Origin of the sequence: Pseudomonas sp. RW407, from assembly GCF_003176655.1 — a bacterium.
Lineage (GTDB): Bacteria > Pseudomonadota > Gammaproteobacteria > Pseudomonadales > Pseudomonadaceae > Pseudomonas > Pseudomonas delhiensis.
Genome location: NZ_QGSL01000106.1, coordinates 1,463,755 through 1,478,906 on the forward strand (window position 1 = coordinate 1,463,755; position 15,152 = coordinate 1,478,906).

General features: G+C 69.5%; 11 protein-coding genes. 3 read left to right on the forward strand and 8 right to left on the reverse strand.

Going from position 1 to position 15,152, the window contains the following annotated elements; all coding sequences use genetic code 11:
- Nucleotides 1–49: 49 nt before the first annotated feature.
- Nucleotides 50–1,297, reverse strand: coding sequence for a sugar MFS transporter (locus DK254_RS23355; protein ID WP_109935685.1), 1,248 nt, complete (start codon nt 1,295–1,297; stop codon nt 50–52).
- Between the two features lie 41 nt (nt 1,298–1,338).
- On the reverse strand, nt 1,339–2,205 hold the full coding sequence (locus tag DK254_RS23360; protein WP_109935686.1) for a pirin family protein: 867 nt from the start codon (nt 2,203–2,205) through the stop codon (nt 1,339–1,341).
- A gap of 460 nt (nt 2,206–2,665) precedes the next feature.
- On the opposite strand from DK254_RS23360, the gene DK254_RS23365 reads away from it, so the two are divergent.
- Nucleotides 2,666–4,639: a DUF1302 domain-containing protein gene (locus DK254_RS23365; RefSeq protein WP_109935687.1), complete on the forward strand. Its 1,974-nt coding sequence runs from the start codon at nt 2,666–2,668 to the stop codon at nt 4,637–4,639.
- Between the two features lie 23 nt (nt 4,640–4,662).
- A complete protein-coding gene (locus DK254_RS23370) occupies nt 4,663–6,033 on the forward strand; it encodes a DUF1329 domain-containing protein (protein WP_109935688.1) in 1,371 nt (456 codons plus the stop codon).
- A 394-nt stretch (nt 6,034–6,427) separates the two neighbouring features.
- Here the strand turns inward: DK254_RS23370 and DK254_RS23375 are convergent, their stop codons facing one another.
- The 4 genes from DK254_RS23375 to DK254_RS23390 form a co-directional block, all read right to left on the reverse strand.
- Nucleotides 6,428–7,855, reverse strand: a complete 1,428-nt coding sequence (locus tag DK254_RS23375) for an efflux transporter outer membrane subunit (protein ID WP_109935689.1) — start codon at nt 7,853–7,855, stop codon at nt 6,428–6,430.
- On the reverse strand, nt 7,852–8,919 hold the full coding sequence (locus tag DK254_RS23380) for an HlyD family secretion protein (protein WP_109935690.1): 1,068 nt from the start codon (nt 8,917–8,919) through the stop codon (nt 7,852–7,854). The genes DK254_RS23375 and DK254_RS23380 overlap by 4 nt, the downstream gene beginning before the upstream one ends.
- A gap of 17 nt (nt 8,920–8,936) precedes the next feature.
- Nucleotides 8,937–10,508 carry an MFS transporter gene (locus tag DK254_RS23385; protein WP_109935691.1) on the reverse strand — a complete coding sequence of 524 codons (1,572 nt, stop codon included), beginning with the start codon at nt 10,506–10,508 and terminating at the stop codon, nt 8,937–8,939.
- A gap of 157 nt (nt 10,509–10,665) precedes the next feature.
- The gene (locus DK254_RS23390; RefSeq protein ID WP_109935692.1) at nt 10,666–11,589 is read right to left on the reverse strand and encodes a LysR family transcriptional regulator; all 924 of its coding nucleotides are present in this window, start codon (nt 11,587–11,589) and stop codon (nt 10,666–10,668) included.
- A 145-nt stretch (nt 11,590–11,734) separates the two neighbouring features.
- On the opposite strand from DK254_RS23390, the gene DK254_RS23395 reads away from it, so the two are divergent.
- Nucleotides 11,735–12,157 (forward strand): universal stress protein, encoded by a 423-nt coding sequence (locus DK254_RS23395; protein WP_109935693.1) that lies wholly within the window; start codon nt 11,735–11,737, stop codon nt 12,155–12,157.
- A 590-nt stretch (nt 12,158–12,747) separates the two neighbouring features.
- Here DK254_RS23395 and guaD read toward each other — a convergent pair.
- Entirely contained in the window at nt 12,748–14,046 is a 1,299-nt protein-coding gene (guaD, locus tag DK254_RS23400) for a guanine deaminase (RefSeq protein ID WP_109935694.1), read from the reverse strand.
- Nucleotides 14,047–14,108: 62 nt separating this feature from the next.
- On the reverse strand, nt 14,109–14,960 hold the full coding sequence (gene xdhC / locus DK254_RS23405; RefSeq protein ID WP_109935695.1) for a xanthine dehydrogenase accessory protein XdhC: 852 nt from the start codon (nt 14,958–14,960) through the stop codon (nt 14,109–14,111).
- Between the last annotated feature and the right edge of the window lie 192 nt (nt 14,961–15,152).

A 15,152-nucleotide genomic window follows, 5' to 3' on the forward strand; every position in this document is an offset into this window, starting at 1 on the left:
TTGCGTCGCGCATCGGCCAACGGTGGATAACCACGAACGATCATCCGCCCTACGGTTGCGCCAACCGCGTCGCCCTGGCCTCGTCCGCCCGGTAGCCGCGGGCGCCGAACCAGCAGATGTACAGGTAGCACACCAGCGGAATGGCGAAGGAATGCAGCAGGCCGATGTGGTCGGCGAAGAAGCCCTGCACCAGCGGCACCAGGGCGCCGCCGACGATGGCCATGCACAGCAGGCCCGAGCCCTTGCTGGTCAGGTTGCCCAGGCCTTCCAGGGCCAGGGAGAAGATGGTCGGGAACATGATCGAGTTGAACAGGCCGATGAGGATCAGCGCCCACATCGCCACGTGGCCGCCCACGCCGATGGCCACCGCCAGCAGCACGGCGTTGGTCACCGCGTTGAAGGCCAGGATGCGGTTGGGGCGGATGCTGCGCATCAGCACGCTGCCGATGAAGCGGCCGACCATGGCGCCGCCCCAGTACAGCGAGAGGAACTTGCTGGCCTGCTCGCCGGGCAGGCCGGCGATGTCCGGCTGGCCCATCAGGCTGACCAGGTAGCTGCCGATGGCCACCTCGGCGCCGACGTAGGCGAAGATGCCGACCACCCCGAATATCAGATGCCGGTGGGCGAGCAGCGAATGCCTGCCGGCGGCCGCGCCGTCGCTGGGCGCGTCGTGGGTGATCTGCGGCAGGCGGAACAGGCCGATCAGCACGGCGATGGCGAACAGCAGGGCGGCCAGCACCAGGTAGGGCGTCTTCACCGAGTCGGCCTCGGCGGCGGCGCTGCCCAGCCCGCTGGCGGCGCCGGCGCCGATGGCGAGTATGGTCACCGAGCCCACCAGCGGGCCGACGGTGGTGCCCAGGGAGTTGAAGGCCTGGGTCATGTTCAGCCGGCTGGCGGCCGACTGCGGGCTGCCGAGCACGGTGACGTAGGGGTTGGCCGCCACCTGCAGCAGGGTGATACCCGAGGCCAGGATGAACAGCGCGGCGAGGAACGCCGGGTAGGACTGCGCGCCAGCTGCCGGCAGGAACAGCAAGCAGCCGAAGCCTGCAGTGACCAGGCCGAGGATGATCCCGCGCTTGTAGCCCAGGCGCTCGACCAGGCGGCCGGCCGGGAAGGACATGACGAAGTAGGCGGTGAAGAAGCTGAACTGCACCAGCGACGCCTGCACGTAGTTGAGGGTGAACACCGCCTTCAGGTGCGGCACCAGCACGTCGTTCAGCGAGGTGATCAGGCCCCACATGAAGAAGAGCACGGTGAGCACCGTGAGTGCGCTGGCGTGACGATTCTGCTCTGGCATGGCAGCTCCAGGTCGTGGAGGGAAAGGGGGAGGGCCGCGGCTCAGCGCGGCAGCTCGATGCGCTCGCTTTCGCCGGGCACCTTCGGCCAGTCGCCGGCGGCCCAGCGCCGGCGGGCGTCGTCGATCAGCGCGGGGGCGCTGGCGACGAAGTTCCAGTTCATCCGCCGCGGGCCGTCCAGCGGCGCGCCGCCGATGAGCACCGCGCGGCAGTCGGCGCAGGCGCTCAGCACCGGGCTTTCGCCCTCGGGCAGGACCAGCAGCTGGCGCAGCGGCACGGGGTCGTCGTCCAGCAGGGCCTCGCCCTCCAGCAGGTAGAGCGCCCGTTGCGGATGCTCGGGCGGCAGCGTCAGGGTGCTGCCGGCGACCATCTCGATGTCGGCATACAGCGTCGGCGACAGCACCGGCACCGGCGAGGCCAGGCAGAAGCCGCTGCCGGCGATCAGGCGGATGCGCACGCCCAGGCTCTCGCTCTGCGGCAGGCTGGCCACGGGGTGGTGGCTGTAGCTCGGCTCGCGGCCTTCCTCGGCCTGCGGCAGGGCCAGCCAGAGCTGCAGCCCGTGCAGGCGCGAACCGCGCTCGCGCAGGGCCTGCGGGGTGCGTTCGACGTGGGCGACGCCGCGCCCGGCGGTCATCCAGCTGACGTCGCCGGGTAGCACCAACTGGTCCGAGCCCAGGCTGTCCTTGTGCTGCACCTGGCCTTCGAACAGGTAGGTGAGGGTGGACAGGCCGATGTGCGGGTGCTGGTTGATGTTCATGCCCTGGCCCGGCGCGAAGTCGGTGGCCAGCATGTGGTCGAAGAACACGAAGGGGCCGATGCTGCGGAACTGCGCGGAGGGCAGGGCACGCAGGATGGGCATGCCCTCGACCTCGTCGGCGTGGGGGCGGATGGCGAAGGGGGCGGCGGTCATGGCGAGGCTTCCGGTGGGCTATGGCCATAGGATAGCCGCTCGCCGCCGCACCGCTGCGCCTGGGCGCGGGCCGGCACCGCCCGTACCTTTCGGTCGCCGACGGCCTGCCGTGGTCGTCCCAATGGTCAGATTTGTGAGTCGCAGTGGCGCGACCTGTCATTGCGGAGCCTTCGTTGCCTGAAGTCCAATCCGTCTGGATCGCGCTTTCGTGCGATGGCCGGCGGCATGGGCGTTCATGCTTTCGGGTTGGCAAGTGGGGAAACAGTTTGTTACCTTGCTTGCACGATAGTGCCAAAATCCGCGTGCAGGGGATTCGCCAGAGGAGCCAGCGGGCGCCGGCAAGCGCCACTGTGGAGCTGTACTGCTGGGCCACTGGCCAGCAGCCGAGAAACGAATAAGAACAGCGCCGGACGCAATGCCCGGGGCGATAAATCTTGGCCGTCATGGAGGTAATGCTTCGATGAACCGTCGTACGTGCATCGAAAGGGGTTGGGGCTGCCAGGCGTTCTGGGCGCCCAGGCGAGCCGGCGCGCTCATGGGGCTGCTGCCGTTGCTGGTGGCGGGCAGTGCCCAGGCCGTCGAATTCAGCTTCGCCGACAACCAGCTCACCGGCTCGCTGGACAGTACCCTGTCGTACGGCGCCATGTGGCGCGTGCAGGGCCGCGGGACCGAGAACATAGATGACATCAACACCGACGACGGCAACCGCAACTTCGATAAGGGCCTGGTCTCCCAGGTGTTCAAGATCACCTCGGACCTCTCGGCCAAGTACCAGAACTACGGCCTGTTCATGCGTGGCACCGCCTACTACGACACGCAGATCATGGACAAGCGCAACGACTACCTGAGCACCACCGACGGCGTCGAGCGCCCCAGCCAGTCCTACCCCGACGACGACCGCTTCACCCAGGACACCCGCCATATAGCCGGGCGCAAGGCCGAGCTGCTCGACGCCTACCTCTCGGGCGACTGGGACGTCGCCGAGCACCCGGTCACCGGGCGCGTCGGCCGCCAGGTGCTGAACTGGGGCGAGAGCACCTTCTACCGCGGCGGCATCAACACCATCAACCCGGTGGACGCCTCGCGCTTCCACCTGCCGGGCTCGGAGCTCAAGGAAGTGCTGGTGCCGGTGGAGGCGCTGAGCTTCAACCTCGGGCTGACCGACAACCTGTCGATGGAAAGCTACTACCAGTGGAAGTGGAAGGAGACGCGCCTGGACCCGGTGGGCACCTACTTCTCCGACACCGACCTGTTCGCCGACGGCGGCGACATCGCCTACACCACCGAGGACAGCCCGGAGTTCAAGCAGCTGCTGGCCGGCTACCCGCTGGTGGCCGGGCTCGGCCTGCTCGGCAACGGCCCGGCCGGCCCGAACGCCTACCTGAACCCCAACACCGGCACCTTCAAGGTGGCCAGCGTCGGCAAGGACCTCGACGCCCGCGACAGCGGCGAATACGGCGTGGCCTTCCGCTACATCGCCGAGCAGCTCAACTCCACCGAGTTCGGCCTGTACTTCGTCAACTACCACGCCAAGGAACCCCAGGTGGCGGTGGACCTGCGCAGCTACCAGGGCGCCGACATCGCCGCCCTCAATGGCGTGCTCGGCCCGCTGGGCCTGGGCGAGGCGGTGCCCGGCCTGGCCACCCTGGACCTGGCCAGCAACGCCCAGGCGCGGCGCGACTACGTCGAAGACATCCGCATGTACGGCTTCAGCTTCAACACCACCCTGGGCGACGCCTCGGTGGCCGGCGAGCTGGCCTACCGGCCGAACATGCCGATCAGCATCTCGGCCACCAACGACCTGCTCGGCGACCTGCTGACCCAGGGCGTGCTCGGCCTGACCAACCTCTACGACGCCAACACCCCGGCCGACCAGGCCTGCGCGGCGGTGTCCGGCAAGCAGCTGTGCCGTGGCTCGCTGTTCCAGAACTACGAGCGCGCCGAGACCTACAACGCCTCGCTGACCGGCATCTACAACTTCGGCCCGCACATGACCTTCGACTCGGTGGTGGGCGTGGCCGAGGTCGCCGGCGAGTTCATCCGCGGCAGCAGCCTGGAATACACCGCCTGGGACGGCAGCAAGCGCAAATTCGTCGGCGCCCAGGACAAGTCCTACGTCGGCGGCTCCGACGACGGCGACCAGATCAGCCGCGACAGCTACGGCTACACCCTGCTGCTCAGCGGCACCTGGAACGACGTGTTCGCCGGCGTGAAGCTCAGCCCCTACGTGGTCTACCAGGACGACTTCAAGGGCAACTCGGACCGCACCGGCAACTTCATCGAAGGGCGCAAGGCCTACACCCTGGGCGCCGACGCCACCTACCTGAACAGCTTCCAGGTGGGCATGCAGTACACCAACTACTACGGCGCCGGGGTGAACAACTCCATGCGTGACCGCGACAACGTCTCGGTCAGCGCCAAGTACTCGTTCTGATCAGCCAGGTGATGGAGACTCGCATGATCGCCAAGAAACCCATGATCGCGCTGCTGGCCCTGGCGGCCCTGGCGGCGACCGATGCCCGCGCGGCGGTGAGCGCCGACCAGGCCGCGCAGCTCAAGAGCAGCCTGACCCCCCTGGGCGCCGAGAAGGCCGGCAACGCCGCCGGCACCATCCCCGCCTGGAGCGGCGGCCTGACCCAGGCCCCGGCCGGCTACAAGGGCCCGGGCAGCCACCACGTCGACCCCTTCGCCGGCGACAAGCCGCAGTTCACCATCACCAAGGCCAACCTGGAGCAGTACAAGGCGCACTTGACCCCCGGCCAGGTCGCCCTGTTCAACACCTACCCGGACAGCTTCCAGATGCCGGTGTACCAGACCCGCCGCAGCGGCGCGGCGCCGCAATGGGTGTACGACAACACCTTCAGGAATGCCACCAGCGGCAAGCTGGTGGAAGGCGGCAACGGCTTCGCCGACGCCTACGGCGGGGTGCCGTTCCCGATCCCGCAGAGCGGCCTGGAGGCGCTGTGGAACCACATCGCCCGCTACCGCGGCAGCTACATCGAGCGGCGCTCGGCGCAGACCGGCGTGCAGCGCAACGGCGCCTACTCGCTGGTCACCAGCCAGGACGCCGCGCTGTTCCGCTTCTACGACCCCAAGGGCAGCTTCGACCAGTTGGGCAACACCCTGTTCTACTACATGACCTTCACCACCGCCCCGGCGCGCCTGGCGGGCGAGGGCGCGCTGGTGCAGGAGACCCTCGACCAGGTCAAGGAACCGCGCCAGGCCTGGGGCTACAGCCCCGGCCAACGCCGCGTGCGGCGCGCCCCGACGCTGGCCTACGACACCCCGATCGAGGACTCCGACGGCCTGCGCACCGCCGACGACACCGACATGTACAACGGCGCGCCGGACCGCTACAACTGGACCCTGGTAGGCAAGAAGGAGATCTACATCCCCTACAACAACTACCTGGTCACCAGCCCCGAGGTGAAATACAAGGACCTGCTCACCCCCAGCCACATCAACCCGAAATACACCCGCTACGAACTGCACCGGGTGTGGGTGGTGGAAGGCAAGCTCAAGCCCGGCGCGCGGCACATCTACAGCAAGCGCACCCTGTACCTCGACGAGGACAGCTGGGGTGCGGCGGTGGTCGACCAGTACGACGGCCGCGGCGAGTTGTGGCGCGTCTCCATGGCCTACCTGAAGAACTTCTACGAGCAACCCATGGTCTGGACCGCCCTGGATACCTTCCACGACTTGCAGTCGCGCCGCTACAGCGTGCAGTGGCTGGATAACGAGGAGCCCGGCACCGCCGACTTCAGCAAGCCGGCCCCGGACGTGGCCGAGTTCAGCCCGGCGGCGCTGCGGAGGAAGGCCTCGCGCTAGGGCTCTTCGTAGGAGCGAGGGGGACGCCTAGTTCTTGCTCGCGAATGGAGTTTCCCGGAGGCTGCGGTGTCTCGGGTTGACTCCGCTCCCTCTCCCTAACCCTCTCCCTGAAGGGAGAGGGGACCGTTCGGAGCTGGGCGATAGTCAAGCGTCAGCCGGTAATTACAGGAGTACTCTGTTATTTCAGCTGGCAGAGGACTAGCCCCCTCTCCCTTCAGGGAGAGGGCTGGGGAGAGGGTGCTCTCGCATCGCACAACCCCCCCGGCAAGCGTAGGGCGTACAACCGTTCGCGGTTGTACGCCGTTACACCCATCTCGCTCCCGGCTTCGAGGCCGAGGCCGGAGCTGCGTGGGGCCAAGGTCAGGCGGCGGATAACCGCGAACGGTTATTCGCCCTACGATCCCGCGGGCTCCTGCTCCCAGCCGCCACCCAACGCCTTATAAAGCAGCGCCAGATTCACCCCCACCGCCTCGCTACTGCGCACCTGGCGTTCCTCGCTGGCCAGCAGCTCGCGCTGGGCGCTCAGCACGTTGAGGAAGTCCACCGCGCCGGCCTTGTACTGCTCGCGCGCATTGGCCAGGGCCGTGCGGCCGTGTTCCACCGCCTCGTCCAGGGCCGCCAGCTCGCGCTGGTCGGCGGCGTAGTCGTTGAGCGCGTCGTCCACCTCGCGCCAGGCGTTGAGCACCGTGCGCCGGTAGGCGATGGCCGCTTCCTGCTGCTGCGCCTCGCGCAGGGCGAGGGTGCCCTTCAGCCGGCCGCCCTCGAAGATCGGCAGGTGCAGGCTGGGGCCGATGCCGAAGGTGCGGCTGTTCCAGTCGCCGAAATTGGCCAGTTGCAGGGCCTGGAAGCCGAAGTCGCCGTTGAGGCTGATGCGTGGGTAGAAGTCCGCCCGGGCCACGCCGATGCTGGCGGTGGCGGCGTGCAGCACGGCCTCGGCCTGGCGGATGTCCGGGCGGCGCCGGGCCAGCTCCGCGGGTAGGCCCACCGGCACCGCTTGCGGTGGGCGCGGGATGGGCCTGGCCTGCGCCAGCTCGCCGGCCAGGGCGCCGGGTTCCTCGCCGAGCAGGTAGGCCAGGGCGTTGAGCAGGCGCGCCTGGCGCTTCTGGCTGCCGGGCAGCTGCGACTCGATCACCGCCACCTGGGCCTTGGCCTCGGCGACGTCCAGCTCGGTGGCCACGCCCTCGGCGCGGCGTAGCCGGGTCAGCTCCAGGCTGTGCCGGGCGATCTCCAGGTTGCCGCGCAGGATTGCCTCGCGGCCCTGTTCGCCGCGCAGCTGCACGTAGTCGCGGGCGCTTTCGGCCAGTACCGCCACCAGCACGTCATGGCGGCTTTCCTCGCTGGCCCGCACCTGCGCGTCGGCGGCCTCCAGCTCGCGGCGCACGCGGCCCCACAGGTCCAGCTCCCAGGACAGGGTGAAGCCGGCGTCGAGCTGGTTGAAGTTGTGCCGGCCGCCCTCGCCGGACGGGTCGGACAGGCCCACCTCGCTGTTGCGCTGGCGGGCGTAGCCGGCGTTGCCGTCCACCTGCGGCACGGCATCGGCGCCCAGCGCCTGGCGGATTGCCCGGCTCTGCTCCAGGCGCGCGGCGGCGGCCTGCAGGTCGAGGTTGCCGGCGGCCACGCGGGCCTGCAGGCGGTCCAGCTGCGGGTCGTCGAACAGGCGCCACCAGCGGCTTTCCACGGCGCCGTCGGCGGGGCGGCTGGCGACGTCGTCGCCCTTGGCGTTCCAGGCGGCCGGCGCCTGGGCGTCGGGCCGGCGGAAGTCCGGGCCGAGCGTGCAGGCGCCCAGGGCCAGGCAGGCGAGCAGGAGCGGGGCGTGCTTCATTGCGCGGCCACCCGTTCGCCGCCGGCGGACGCGGTGTCGATGCTGGCGACCACCGACATGCCCACGCGCAGGCGGGCCAGCAGCGCCTGGTCCGGTTCCAGGACGATCTTCACCGGGATGCGCTGCACCACCTTGGTGAAGTTGCCGGTGGCGTTGTCCGGGGCGATGGGCGCGAAGCTCAGGCCGGTGGCTGGGGCGATGCTGTCGACGTGGCCGCGCAGCACCGCGCCGGGGAAGGTGTCGACGCGCACGCTGACGGCCTGGCCGGGGCGCACCTCGGTGAGCTGGGTTTCCTGGAAGTTGCCGACCACGTAGGCCTGCTGCAGCGGCACCACCGCCAGCAGCGGGCTGCCCGGGGTGACGTAGGCGCCGACGCGCACGCCGCGGCGGCCGACCATGCCGTCGAAGGGCGCGCGGATCTCGCAGTAGGACAGGTTCAGCTGCGCCTGCTCGAGCTGCGCCTGGGTGCGCTGCACCGCGCTCTGCGCCTCCATCTGTTGGGCCTGCAGCACTTCCAGCTGCTTGCGTGCGGCCAGGTGGGCGGCGCGGGCTTTGTCCAGGGCGGCCTGGGCGTTGTCCAGGCGCGAGCGCGCCTGCTGGGCGTTCTGCAGGGTACCAGCGCCCCGGCTGGCGAGGCTCTGGTAGCGCTCCAGTTCCTGGCGGGCGAAGCGCTGGCTGGCCTGGTCGGCCTCGACCTGGGCGGCGCTCTGGGCGATCACCGCCTGCTGGCGCTCCAGGTCGGCGCCGACGTGGCGCAGGCGCGCCCGCGCCGAGAGCAGGTCGGCCTCGGCGGCGGCCAGCGCGGCCCGGTAGTCGCGCGCATCGATGCGCGCCAGCAACTGGCCGGCCTTCACCGGCTGGTTGTCTTCCACCCGCACGCTTTCCACGGTGCCGGCGACCTTGGGCGCCACCAGGGTGAAGTCGGCATGCACGTAGGCATCGTCGGTGCTCTGTTCGCGCTCCGGGCCGAGCAGGCGCAACAGCAGCCAGGCCAGGGCGGCGAGCAGCACGACCGCGGCCAGCAGCAGGCTGGCGCGGCGGGGGGTGAGGGCGGTCTTGGACATGGTGTCTTTTCCGGATTTCAGTGAACGGGGGCGACCGGGCGCGGCGGGTAGACCCGCAGCGGCATCACGGCGATCAGCGGGAGCAGGGCGGCGGCCAGCCACGCCATGCACCAGAGGGTGTCGGCGGCGGCCAGCACGCTGGCCTGGCCGTGGACCTGGGCGGCCAGGCGCGGCAGCTCGCCGTCGAGCTGCCCGAGGCGCAGGCCCAGGGCCTGGGGCACGGCGCCGAGGTGGTCGACCAGGCGGTTGGAGTGGTAGTGCTCGCGCCAGGTCATTAGGATGCCCACCAGGCTGCTGCCGACCACCGAGGCGAAGGCCCGCACGCTGTTGAACCAGGCCGAGGCGAAGGGCCCTTCGATGGGCGCCACCACGCTGGTGGCGGACATCAGCAGCGGCACCACCGCCATGGGCTGGCCGACGATCTGCAGGCTGAGCAGCAGGTAGAAGTTGTCCCGCGTCCAGTCGCTGGTCAGCTGGCTCATGCCGTAGGCGGAGAGGCCGCACAGGGCGATGCCGATGGCCAGCACCCAGCGGCAGTCGACGCGGGGGATGTTGCACAGCCCGGCCACCAGCGGCAGCGTCAGCAACTGCGGCAGGGCCACCAGCAGGGCCATGGGTGCGCTCTGCAGCGGGCGGTAGCCGTGGGCGGCGGCCAGGTACGAGGCCGGCACGCCGGCGCAGGCGCCGAGCACCACCAGGATGCCGCCGAGGGTCAGCAGCGAGTGGCTGAGGTTGCGCCGCTTGAGCAGGTCCAGGCGGAAGAACGGCAGCGGGTGCGTCCATTCGTTGAGGAAGAAGGCCACCAGCAGCGCTGTGCCGCCCACTACCAGCAGGGTGGCCAGGTCGGACTCGAACCAGTCCAGGCGCTCGCCCTGCAGCAGGCCCAGCACCAGCATGAGGATGCCCGGCAGGCCGAGGGCCACGCCTATCCAGTCGAACTGGCGGAAGCGTTCCAGGCGCGGCGGGTCCTGGGGGATGCCCCAGGCCACCGCGGCCAGGGCGAAGGCGCACAGCGGGATGACCTGCCAGAACACCCACTGCCAGCCGACGTACTCGGTCCACAGCGCCGCCAGCGGCATGCCCAGGTTGGGCGCGAAGGTGGCGGTCAGGGCATAGGCGCCCAGGCCGTAGAGCTTGATGCCCGGCGGCAGGAAGCGCAGCGCCACGGTCATCAGCATCGGCGGCAGGCAGCCGCCGGCCAGGCCCTGCAGGGCACGCAGCAGGTACAGCGTCTGCACGTTGGGGGCGAAGGGGCAGAGCAGCGCCAGCAGGGCGAAGGCGACGATGGCGCCGAGGGTGAAACGGCGCAGCGAGAAGGTCACCGAGAACCAGGGCGCGAAGGCCATGGCGGCGACCTGGAAGGCGGCGTACAGCGCCAGCAGCCAGGTGCCTTCGTCGTGGCCGATGGCGAGTGCTCCGCGCACGTCGGTCATCGCCAGGTCGGTGACCTTGTCGTTGAGCCCGGCGCTGAGCGAGGCGACCAGCACGCCGAGCATGCCCACCAGGATGCGCGGGCCGAAGGGCTGCGCGGCGGGCCTGGCCGGCTGGGCGGCGGACGGGTTGGCGAGCGGTGTGAGGGCGGCGGTCATGGCCGGGCCTCGCGAAGGAGGCCGCGGGTCGCGCACGGGGTCGGGCAAGGCATGGCGTCACTGGATTCTGGTGTTTGGCCCAGTCTAGGGAGCGCCGATCAGTGTGAAAATTGAAATGTCCAAAACAAATCAGTGCGTTCTATGCACTAATCGGCCATCACGGCAGCACGCCCGAGCTTTCCCGCAGCTCGGTGCACACCCGCTTCACCGTCTGCCGCAGCCAGCGGTGCGCCGGGTCGTTGTCGAAGCGCGGGTGCCAGGCCTGGATCACCACCACCGTCTTCAGCGGCAGCGGGATGTCGAACTTGCGCAGGGCCAGGCCCAGGCGGTCCAGGCGCCACAGCGAATGCTCGGCGATGGGCAGCACCAGGTCGGACTCCAGCAGGGCGAAGATCGAGGAATGGAAGGTCGGGGTGATCAGGCGGATGTCACGGCGCAGGCCGAGGTCGGCCAGGGCGTCGTCCAGCGGCCCGGTGGCGCGGCCGCGGCGCGACACGCTGATCTGCGGGTAGGCGACGAAGCGCTCGGGGGTGATCTCGCCGTCGAAGATCGGGTGGTCGCGCCGGGCCAGGCCGACGAAGCTGGTGGTGAACAGCGTCTGGGTGCGGATTTCCGGCTCCAGGGTGGAGGTGGCGCCGAGGTAGAGGTCGATGCGGTTCTGCCGCAGGGCCTCGTCGTCGATGTCCGCTTCCGGGACCAGGCGCAGGGTGCAGCGCGGCGCCTCCTCGCGCATCACCGCCAGCATGCGCGCGGCGAAGCCGCCCACCAGCACGTTGTTCGAGCGCAGCACGAAGCAGCGCTCCAGCTGGTCCATGCGCAGGTTCTCGCGGGCATTGAACAGACGGGTGGCCTGCTCCACCAGGTGCGCCACTTCCTCGCGCAGCTGCAGGGCCCGCGGGGTGGGCACCAGGTTGCGCCCGGCGCGGACCATGATGGGGTCGCCCACCGCCTCGCGGATGCGCCCCAGGGTACGGCTCATGGCCGGCGGGCTGAGGTGCAGGCGGCGCGCGGCACCGACCACGCTGCCTTCTTCGAGCAGCACGTTGAGGGCGACCAGCAGGTTGAGGTCGGGCAGGGCCATGGCGCCTCCGGAAGCGTTCGTTGCCGGGGATGCTCGGCCATACGTGCGTCTGGTGCAACTCTGGCGTGCAGCCAAGGTGCCTTTACGCACCCGCCATGGGGCCGAAGAATGACCGGCGTTCGCCGTTACAGAAGAGGAAGGCTCCATGTTCGAACGCATCCTGGTCGCCATCGATGGCGCGTCCCAGTCGCAGCGGATCGTCGCCCTGGCCGCGGAGATGGCCGAGGTCGGCGCGCCGCATCTGGAGGTGGTCTGCGTGGTCGACCGCGCCTTCGCCCTGCCGCAGCCGGACGTGCTCGACTACCCGCCGGCCGAGCACGAGCAGCACGAGGCCCAGGCCCTGGTGGAAGCCGCCATCGCGCAACTGCCGGCGGGCCGCGCCACGGGGAGGGTGCTGGCCGGCGACCCGGCGCGGGCCATCCTGCGCGAGGCCGAGCGCCTGACCTGCGACCTGATCGTCATCGGCCATCGCCACCTGGGGCGTATCGAGCGGCTGCTGGACCCGTCGGTGGGGCAGCGGGTGATCGAGCGGGCGCCCTGTCCGGTGCTGGTGGAGGTGCGGGGGTAGCGCGGGGCTTTTGTAGGAGCGGACTCCGTCCGCGATGGACCGGGTGCAGGCGCGGATCGCGGATGAATCCGCTCCTACCGTTGCCGGCGAGCACGGCTTCTCGTAGGAGCGAGCTTGCTCGCGAATGGTGTTTCCCGGTGGCTGCGGTGTTCTGGGGGGATTCCGCTCCCTCTCCCTAACCCTCTCCCTGAAGGGAGAGGGGACCGTTGGGCAGGGTTGGGTATTCTGGCGTTAGCCGGCAGCTCCAGCGGTTTCCAGCTGAAACCATTCCTCCTCTCGGCACGGACAAGCCCCCTCTCCCTTCAGGGAGAGGGTTGGGGAGAGGGGCTCTTGCATGGCACGAAGCCCCCGGCAAACGTAGGGCGAATAACCGTTCGCGGTTATCCGCCGCCTCACCTTTCTCATCGCTGAATGCGCCGTTGGGCCGGGGGGCTTCGTGCTCGACGCCGAGCGGCCTGGGACCAAGGCCAAACGGCGGATAACGCCTGGGGCGTTATGCGCCCTACGGTTCGGCTCCGGGGCGGCGGGATAAAAGCGGCCCCGCCGGCGGGTGGTCCTGAGCAAGGGCCCGGCCGGCGCGACCGTAAGGGTCAGCCGCGCTGGTGCACCGCGCGGCCGTGGGCGTAGGTCGCGCGCACCGCGCGGTCGTCGCCGAGGATGATCAGGGCGAAGAGCTTTTCTTCCAGGCTCTTCGCCTGGCGCAGGCGGTAGTCCAGCAGCGGGGTGGCCTTGTAGTCCAGCACCACGAAGTCCGCCTCGTTGCCCTGGGCGAAGCTGCCCACCTTGTCCTGCAGTTCCAGCGCGCGGGCGCCGCCGAGGGTGGCCAGGTACAGCGACTTGAAGGGGTCGAGCTTGATGCCCTGCAGCTGCATGACCTTGTAGGCCTCGTTCAGCGACTGCAGCTGGGAGAAGCTGGTGCCGGCACCGACGTCGGTGCCCAGGCCGACCTTGACCTTGTGCTTCTCAAGCTTCGCCAGGTCGAACAGGCCGCTGCCGAGGAACAGGTTGGAGGTGGGGCAGAAGGCCACCGCCGAACCGGTCTCGGCCAGGCGCTGGCACTCGCTGTCGCACAGGTGCACGCCGTGGGCGAACACCGAGCGCGCGCCGAGCAGGCCGTGGTGGTCGTAGACATCCAGGTAGCCGCTGCGCTCGGGGAACAGTTCCTTCACCCACTCGATCTCCTTGCGGTTCTCCGACAGGTGGGTGTGCAGGTACACGCCCGGGTGCTCCCTGAGCAGGCGCCCGGCGGCGTCCAGCTGTTCCGGGGTGCTGGTCGGCGCGAAGCGCGGGGTCACCGCGTAGAGCAGGCGGCCCTTGCCGTGCCAGCGCTCGATCAGCGCCTTGCTGTCGCGGTAGCTGCTCTCGGCGGTGTCGGTCAGGTAGTCCGGGGCGTTGCGGTCCATCATCACCTTGCCGGCGATCAGCCGCAGGTCGAGCTTCTCGGCAGCGCCGAACAGCGCGTCCACCGACTGCGGGTGCACGCTGCCGAACACCAGGGCGGTGGTGGTGCCGTTGCGCAGCAGTTCCTCGAGGAAGATGCCGGCGACGTCGGCGGCGTGGGCCGGGTCGGCGAACTGCTTCTCGGTGGGGAAGGTGTAGGTGTTCAGCCAGTCCAGCAGCTGCTCGCCATAGGAGGCGATCATGCCGGTCTGCGGGTAGTGGATGTGGGTGTCGATGAAGCCGGGGGTGATGAGCGCGTCGCGGTATTCCACCACGTCCACGCCGCCCAGTTGCGGCAGCAGCTCGGCGGCGTGGCCGAGGCGGGCGACCTTGCCGTCCTCCACCAGCAGGATTCCGTCCTCGAAGTACTGGTAGGACTTGTCGACGCCGACTTCGGCCGGGTCGGCGACGCTGTGCAGGATGCTGGCGCGGTAGGCTGTGGTTGTCATGCTGTTCTCTCGATCTGGGAATCGATGGGTATCGCTGTGCTCCACCCATCACGGTCTCTATGTCAGGCACCGCTCTCGGCGGTGCGCGCCCGGCGGCTGCTGGGTAGCAGCCGGGATACGCTGTTCTCGCCGCTGGCCTTTTCCTGGCCGAAGCTGGCGTTGTAGGTGGCGATCACTTCGCCGGCGATGGACACGGCGATCTCCACCGGCAGCTTGCCCTTCACCTCGGCTATGCCCATGGGGCAGCGCATGCGCTGCACGCTCTCGCTGGCGAAGCCGCGGTCGCGCAGGCGGTGTTCGAACTTGGCGCGCTTGGTGTCCGAGCCGATCAGGCCGAAGTAGCCGAAGTCGTTGCGCTTGAGTATCGACGCGGTCAGCTCCAGGTCCAGCGCGTGGTTGTGGGTCATGACGATGTAGTAGCTGCCCGCCGGCATATTCTCGACCTCATCGAGCACTTCGTCATTCAGTACCTTCTCCACCCCGGCCGGAATCGCCTCGGGGAATTCGGCGTCGCGCGAGTCGATCCAGCGCACCTTGCACGGCAGGCTGGCCAGCAGCGGCACCAGCGCGCGACCGACGTGGCCGGCGCCGAACACCGCGATGTGCGCCTGGGGCTGGCCCATGGGCTCGAACAGCAGCACGGTGGCGCCGCCGCAGCACTGGCCGAGGCTGGCGCCCAGGCTGAAGCGCTCCAGGCGCGGCTGCTGGCTGCGCTGCTCGAGCATCTCGCGGGCGATCTGCTGGGCCTTGTACTCCAGGTGGCCGCCGCCGATGGTGTCGTACAGCTTCTCGGCGCCGACCACCATCTTCGAGCCGGCGTTGCGCGGCGTGGAGCCGCGCTCCTCGATGATGGTCACCAGCACGGCGGCTTCGCCGCGTTGCTGCAGGTCGGCGAGGGCGCTGATCCAGTTCATGGCGTCTACCTCGGAAGGTTCATGGAGCGTAGGGCGTACAACCGTTCGCGGTTGTACGCCGATACACCTTGTTTATCGTCAACTTCGTGATCGAGCCTGGCGCGGCCTGCAACAGGTGTTTCGGGCTGGCTTCGAGCGAGGTGTGGCCACGGTCAAGCGGCGGATAACCGCGAACGGTTATCCGCCCTACGG

Bases quoted from the DNA above. Each gene is read 5' to 3' on its own strand.
- DK254_RS23355 (WP_109935685.1), bottom strand. From the start codon at position 1,297: ATGCCAGAGCAGAATCGTCACGCCAGCGCACTCACGGTGCTCACCGTG.
- DK254_RS23360 (WP_109935686.1), bottom strand. From the start codon at position 2,205: ATGACCGCCGCCCCCTTCGCCATCCGCCCCCACGCCGACGAGGTCGAG.
- DK254_RS23365 (WP_109935687.1), top strand. From the start codon at position 2,666: ATGAACCGTCGTACGTGCATCGAAAGGGGTTGGGGCTGCCAGGCGTTC.
- DK254_RS23370 (WP_109935688.1), top strand. From the start codon at position 4,663: ATGATCGCCAAGAAACCCATGATCGCGCTGCTGGCCCTGGCGGCCCTG.
- DK254_RS23375 (WP_109935689.1), bottom strand. From the start codon at position 7,855: ATGAAGCACGCCCCGCTCCTGCTCGCCTGCCTGGCCCTGGGCGCCTGC.
- DK254_RS23380 (WP_109935690.1), bottom strand. From the start codon at position 8,919: ATGTCCAAGACCGCCCTCACCCCCCGCCGCGCCAGCCTGCTGCTGGCC.
- DK254_RS23385 (WP_109935691.1), bottom strand. From the start codon at position 10,508: ATGACCGCCGCCCTCACACCGCTCGCCAACCCGTCCGCCGCCCAGCCG.
- DK254_RS23390 (WP_109935692.1), bottom strand. From the start codon at position 11,589: ATGGCCCTGCCCGACCTCAACCTGCTGGTCGCCCTCAACGTGCTGCTC.
- DK254_RS23395 (WP_109935693.1), top strand. From the start codon at position 11,735: ATGTTCGAACGCATCCTGGTCGCCATCGATGGCGCGTCCCAGTCGCAG.
- guaD (WP_109935694.1), bottom strand. From the start codon at position 14,046: ATGACAACCACAGCCTACCGCGCCAGCATCCTGCACAGCGTCGCCGAC.
- xdhC (WP_109935695.1), bottom strand. From the start codon at position 14,960: ATGAACTGGATCAGCGCCCTCGCCGACCTGCAGCAACGCGGCGAAGCC.